The organism is Geomicrobium sp. JCM 19055, assembly GCF_000698185.1.
Taxonomy (GTDB): domain Bacteria; phylum Bacillota; class Bacilli; order Bacillales; family Marinococcaceae; genus Geomicrobium_A; species Geomicrobium_A sediminis.
This window is the reverse complement of the sequence record NZ_BAXL01000038.1, coordinates 1-5,562: the sequence shown is the minus strand read 5'-3', so window position 1 is coordinate 5,562 and position 5,562 is coordinate 1. Positions and strand designations below refer to the sequence as shown.

Here is a 5,562-nt window from a genome sequence, read left to right as displayed (position 1 = left end):
GGGAGCTTCTGGCATTACTGGGGCTACGGGATCAACGGGTGTCACTGGGGCTTCTGGCATTACTGGTGCCACTGGCGTTACTGGTACAACTGGAATTCCTGGATCTTCAGCGATCATTCCATTTGCTTCTGGTACACCTGTCACTTTAACTACGATTGCTGGGGGATTAATAGGAACGACTAGTCTTGTCGGATTTGGTAGCTCAGTAGCTGGAGTTAGCATTGCTGGTTCGACGATTAACCTCGGTGGAGGACCTGGCATTTTGCTAAACTATGCATTCTCGGTGCCTCGCGCGGGGACGATTACAGCGATATCGGCTTACTTTAGTGTTACTGCAGCATTATCGTTAATAGGTAGCTCAGTTACAGTCAACGCCCAACTCTTTAGTTCGAGCACGCCAAATAACACATTCACAGCAATTCCTGGGGCAAGCGTCAATCTTCCTCCGTTAACGGGTGTCATTAGTTTAGGCCAAACGTTGAATAATATTGTTTCAGGATTGTCGATTCCAGTCACCCCACAAACGAGATTGCTACTCGTACTATCTGCAACTTCAAGTGGAATTTCTCTAGCAAACGTAGTCGAAGCTACGCCAGCGCAGGAATCTCAATCTCATAACCTGTCGTGAATCGGTAACTGATCGCTATTCTTTCAACCACAAATTGTGCTTTCCTTATCTTGATCGATAGGGAAAGCACTCTTTCAATCATTCTATTAATGTCTATATTTTCTGAAAATGTTATACTGAATAAAAAAAGGATTGAAATAATGTATATCGAACGTCTTTCTACCTCTTTACCGAAGAGATTAATCTATGGAAACAATGAGCAAGTCATTAGCGCGATTGCAAAAGAAGCGCAATCGGAGGCTTTTCTGACTAAACTCGGATTTACAGGTGATGACGTAGCAGATAAGAAGCATCACGGTGGTCTGGAACGGGCCGTTTGCTTTTATCCACATGAACACTATTCATATTGGGAAGAACAATTTGATCTCTCTCTTCCAAAAGCTGCGTTTGGTGAAAACATTACCGTATCCGGCCTTTTAGAACGCGAAGTATTACTAGGTAGTATTTACAGAGTTGGAGACGCCAAAATTCAAATCACGCAAGCACGTACACCTTGTCGTACAATTGTCCAACACACTGGTATTGCCGATTTCCTTGTGCACATTATACGAACAGGCTTTACAGGATATTTAGCTAAAGTGTTACATGAGGGAACCGTTTATGCGGATAGCACGATTGAACTACTAGAAGAACCACCTATTAAGATGAGTGTTTTGCGATGCAACGAAGTTTTTTACCATGAAAGAGATAATCTTAGCGATGTCAATCAACTACTACAAATAGATAGCCTTGCCGAGGAATGGCGAGACATGCTTAATAAACGTAAACAACAGATCACAAACAAAGTCGCCCGCGACTAGCTTGATGCGGACGACTTTGTTTTCTTTTATGATTTAGTATTATCTTGATCAAAAAAAACGGATCAATCGTTTCATCGCGTTCTGGATTTAAATCATCTTGATTACTGTCATCAACTTGCTCATCACTCGGTTTCTCGTTATGAACGGTGTTCGACTCAGCACTCTCTTTTGAGGCTGCGAATTCAGGATATGCTTCTCGCACTGAATTGCCTACACTAGAGCTTCCTCGAGCGACAAAGCTTTCAAGCATTTCTTTTAAGTCCATCCCCGTTGCTTCTTTTAGACTTTCTTGAACACCTAGCATCGTTTGTGTCACGTTTGACGTAATTCGATTCGCTCCACCTTTGGAGTCAGAGCCACCCATATCAATGACTTTGTATCCTTCAATCTGACTAAGTGGTGCTGCAACTTCTTTCGCAATGTCAGGAAGTGAGCGGATCATCATTTCCATGATTGCTGCTTCGCCGTATTTCTCCATCGCTTCGGCCATGAGCTCTTTCGCCTCTGCTCGGCACGACCCTTCTCACGAATAACTTCAGCTTGCGCAAGACCTTCAGCACGTTGAATTGATGCTTCTGCTTCACCATCAATACGAGCTTTCTCTGCTTCAGCTTCTGCTTTCGCTTTAATGTCATACGCATCTGCATCTGCTTGAGCTTTACGACGCTTTTGCTCCTCTTGTTCTAAGGTAACTTGACGTTGTCGTTCAATAAATTGAACTTGCATTTCTTCTTCTGTTACTTCTTGATTTAATCTTGCTTGCTCTAATTGATACGCTTGCTCAGACTGTGCTCGAGCACGTTCCGTTTCACGTTTGAATTCAGCTTCTTTAATGTCACGCTCTTTTTGAGATTGTGAAACCGTCGTACTTCTCGTATTCTCTTCTTGTTGTGCTTCTTGGTCGTTTTTCGCTTTGTACATCCGTGTTTCTTTCTCAGCGTCTGACTCTGCCATGTCCGCTTTTTTGCGAATTTCAGCAATTCGTGGACGCCCTAGATTCTCTAAGTACCCATTCTCTTCATCCGCATCACGAAGATCGTCTAGACCGAACGACGTAATTGTAAAGCCCATGTTATCAAGTTCAACTTGTGCAATGTCTTGAACTTGATGGCTAAACGATTCACGGTCATTATTAATCATTTCTACTGATAGTTTTGATAAAATTGCTCGTAAATTAGTCCCGAGTACTTTAGAGACTTCTTCTTCAATCTCAGTATCTTTCTTTCCTAGAAACTGTTCTGCATAATTTGCAATCCCATCTAATGAATCGGCAATCTTAACAGAAGCAATTGCGTCTGCGACGACAGGTACCCCTTGACTCGTGTACACTTTAGGCGTCGTTAACTTAATTTGAAAGGAGTTCAAATCAACGGGTGTACTCGTTTGGAAAAACTTCAAACGTTGCCCACCACCACGAATGATCTTCATGCTTCGACCATTTTCATCTTGGAAGATTCGATTGTCCTTTTCTGGATCACCCAAGTTTGGACCCGTAATAATTAATGCTTCATTTGAACGCGCGGTTTTGTATCTGCGTCTAACATAAATGAATGCAACAATCCCAAATAAAACCGCTACCGCAGCTAATACTGCAAGAATAATAAAAATTACTGTACCCGTACCAAAATCCATTCCATCACCTCTTTTTCATAGTTACACTACATACGTTTGCAAATTACACTAAGTTTCAACAATACAGAAAAATCATATTAATTGTAACGAAGGCTGGATGATTATGACAAGTGATTCCATGCAAAAAAACCACCGAGAAGCACACTCGAAGGTTTATTGGTAACGTTGTAATAATTCTTCTGTCGTCACAATGTCAGCAAATTCATCACGCAATGTTGCGAGCGTCACATCGTGAATGGTCTGTGCGTCAAAAGGTGCAATTGCAACTGCTGACGTTGCATCAGATACTAACGTCGTTTTAAAACCTAGATTTCCACTCATTCGAACTGTTGTGGATACGCAATGTTGCGTTGTAAACCCTGCGATAATGACCTCTGACGCTCCATGTTCCTTTAAAACACTTTCCAAATTCGTACCGATAAACGCACTGTTGACATCTTTTTGAATAATGATCTCATTTTCAGCAGGCAGAACTTGTTCCATAAATGAATGGGTCTGACTCCCTTTGTAAAACAATGAAGTTGGATCGGTTCTCGTATGTTGAATATGTATGACGAGACCCTCTTGTTCACGGATCCAATGCAAGATCTCACCTGCATGTTGAGGCGCCTTAGGAGTACTAAATTCCCCCCAGCTCGGTTCTTCAAACGCCTTTTGAAAGTCAACGAGTACAAACGCTACTTTTTTTTCCACTCATTCCATCACCCCTCCGTCATTTTTATGCTTATGAAACTGTAAAAACAACCGCTCAAATTCGTCATACGTAATTTCTTCTTCTTCCCAAAGTTCCTCAGCATTTTCAAGAATCGCTTGCGTTGATTGAATCCAATTTAAATAGAGCTTTTCTTGATAAATGGCATGCGAATAGACTGCTGAAGCCATAACGATTCGTTTTTTTTACGGCTTGTCGTTCACGAATGCTTGCCGAAGTATCGTCTAGAAACTGCTCCATTTGTTCAATCTTTTCTTTCTGTTCACGCTCAAAGGTTTGCAATTGAAACAATACATCCTTAAGAGGCAATTGATCCATGAAAAAAGCTTGCATCAGAAATGGATCTTTTCGTTTCGGAAGGGTTGGAGGCTGACTAAGCCATCGTATCATTTCCGCTTTCCCTGATTCTGTAATCTGATACAACTTCTTATCTGGCTTCCCGACTTGCGTAACGAGCCTACTTTCAATTAAACCTTCATTCTCTAACTTTGCTAGTTCAGGATAAATTTGCGAGAGGTTCGAATGCCAAAACACACTAACAAACCCATCAAACTCCTGCTTTATGTCGTAACCGCTCGCTTCCCACGTCGTTAATAACCCAAGTAGTCCGTGCCTTAAACTCATTGTATGTTTGTCTCCTCTTTTCCACCGATCCCAATTCTCGGGAAAGTAATCACACCCATTGCGCCTGTCACGATAAGAATTGTTGCCATAATGGCGACCGTCTCTGTTATCGTCAGTGTACTTAACAGCCAGCCACTAATCAAGATACTAGGAAGCATCATGCCATTTGAAGCTAAAAAAAACATCGTAAACATTCGTGTGTAATACGCGGGCTTCGACCATTCTTGAATTAACGTGACGGTTGTCACTTGAAAAAGACCGAGTGCAAACCCTTGAATGACGAAAAAAAAGGCAAGAGCACAGGAAGAGAATTAGCAAATCCGACCGCTATAAATGTTACCGCTAAAAACAAAAATGGAGGAAACAACAGCCATTTACGTTCAAAACGCTTCATCAACCTCGGTGCAAAAAAAAGCTCCTAACGTAATACCTACAATGTTACAAATGCCGATCCAGGCCATATTCTCCACGCCTAGATGCAACTCGTCAGTTAGAAAGTGAATAAGAATAAGCTCAAATGCCGTTGCAATTAACATTCCAATGGCTATGAAGGTGTAAAGCATCCGAAACCGTTTTGAAGACCAAACTTCTCTTAATCCCGCTCGAATTTGTTCAATTAATCGTTCACTCCCTTGATTAGTTGCGGGACTTTTCGGAATTTTAACCGTACATAACGTTGCGATGAGTAATGCCACAATGGCAGCAATAAGCAACACTTCGACTGGAAATTGAAGCGCTAAAACAAATCCAGAAACTGCTTGAGCAACGATTCGCAGCATTGTGATCGACATCTGGAATAACGCGTTTGCTTTCGGACGATGATCACGATTCACGAATTGCGGAACGAGCGCTTGACTTGACGGTAAGAAAAATAAATCAAAGATGCTCAGTAACATAAGCAAAACGAAAAGAATTGGTAACGAAAATAATGACAAAAACAAAGTTAGTACAATGACAATGATTGCTCGTATACTGTTTGAAAAGCGAATAACCCGTTTCAAATTCTTTCCTTCAATCCATGAGCGATCGGTAAAGCTAGAAATAATAAAGGTGCGTAATACGCGACATAAAACCAAGTAAACATTGAAGGATCACTTACCCGAGATTCCATTTCCTTAAGCAAGGCAAAGAATAAAACAGCATCAGCAAAAATCGTTAACAATCGA

Annotated in this window: 8 protein-coding genes; 2 read left to right on the top strand and 6 right to left on the bottom strand. The window is 41.5% G+C overall.

Annotated features, from left to right (window positions below; all coding sequences use genetic code 11):
* Both JCM19055_RS22000 and JCM19055_RS21995 read left to right on the top strand, forming a co-directional pair.
* Positions 1 to 628: exosporium glycoprotein BclB-related protein (locus tag JCM19055_RS22000; protein WP_370543281.1), on the top strand; the 628-nt coding region annotated here is incomplete at its 5' end.
* Positions 629 to 768: 140 nt separating this feature from the next.
* Positions 769 to 1,428 carry an MOSC domain-containing protein gene (locus JCM19055_RS21995; RefSeq protein ID WP_042361389.1) on the top strand — a complete coding sequence of 220 codons (660 nt, stop codon included), beginning with the start codon at positions 769 to 771 and terminating at the stop codon, positions 1,426 to 1,428.
* Here JCM19055_RS21995 and JCM19055_RS30830 read toward each other — a convergent pair.
* From JCM19055_RS30830 to JCM19055_RS21970, 6 genes are all read right to left on the bottom strand, one after another.
* Entirely contained in the window at positions 1,403 to 1,918 is a 516-nt protein-coding gene (locus JCM19055_RS30830; RefSeq protein WP_265182476.1) for a flotillin domain-containing protein, read from the bottom strand. The two genes, JCM19055_RS21995 and JCM19055_RS30830, sit on opposite strands and share 26 nt — an antisense overlap.
* On the bottom strand, positions 1,870 to 3,060 hold the full coding sequence (locus tag JCM19055_RS21990) for a flotillin family protein (RefSeq protein ID WP_265182475.1): 1,191 nt from the start codon (positions 3,058 to 3,060) through the stop codon (positions 1,870 to 1,872). The genes JCM19055_RS30830 and JCM19055_RS21990 overlap by 49 nt, the downstream gene beginning before the upstream one ends.
* Positions 3,061 to 3,213: 153 nt before the next feature.
* Positions 3,214 to 3,753 (bottom strand): isochorismatase family protein, encoded by a 540-nt coding sequence (locus JCM19055_RS21985; protein WP_042361388.1) that lies wholly within the window; start codon positions 3,751 to 3,753, stop codon positions 3,214 to 3,216.
* 106 nt (positions 3,754 to 3,859) lie between these two features.
* Complete coding sequence (locus JCM19055_RS21980) at positions 3,860 to 4,396, bottom strand: PadR family transcriptional regulator (RefSeq protein ID WP_052366657.1); 537 nt, start codon at positions 4,394 to 4,396, stop codon at positions 3,860 to 3,862.
* Entirely contained in the window at positions 4,393 to 4,644 is a 252-nt protein-coding gene (locus JCM19055_RS21975) for a hypothetical protein (RefSeq protein WP_042361386.1), read from the bottom strand. Before JCM19055_RS21975 ends, JCM19055_RS21980 begins: the two co-directional genes overlap by 4 nt.
* A 132-nt stretch (positions 4,645 to 4,776) precedes the next feature.
* Positions 4,777 to 5,397 carry an MFS transporter gene (locus tag JCM19055_RS21970; RefSeq protein WP_042361385.1) on the bottom strand — a complete coding sequence of 207 codons (621 nt, stop codon included), beginning with the start codon at positions 5,395 to 5,397 and terminating at the stop codon, positions 4,777 to 4,779.
* Positions 5,398 to 5,562: the final 165 nt, after the last annotated feature.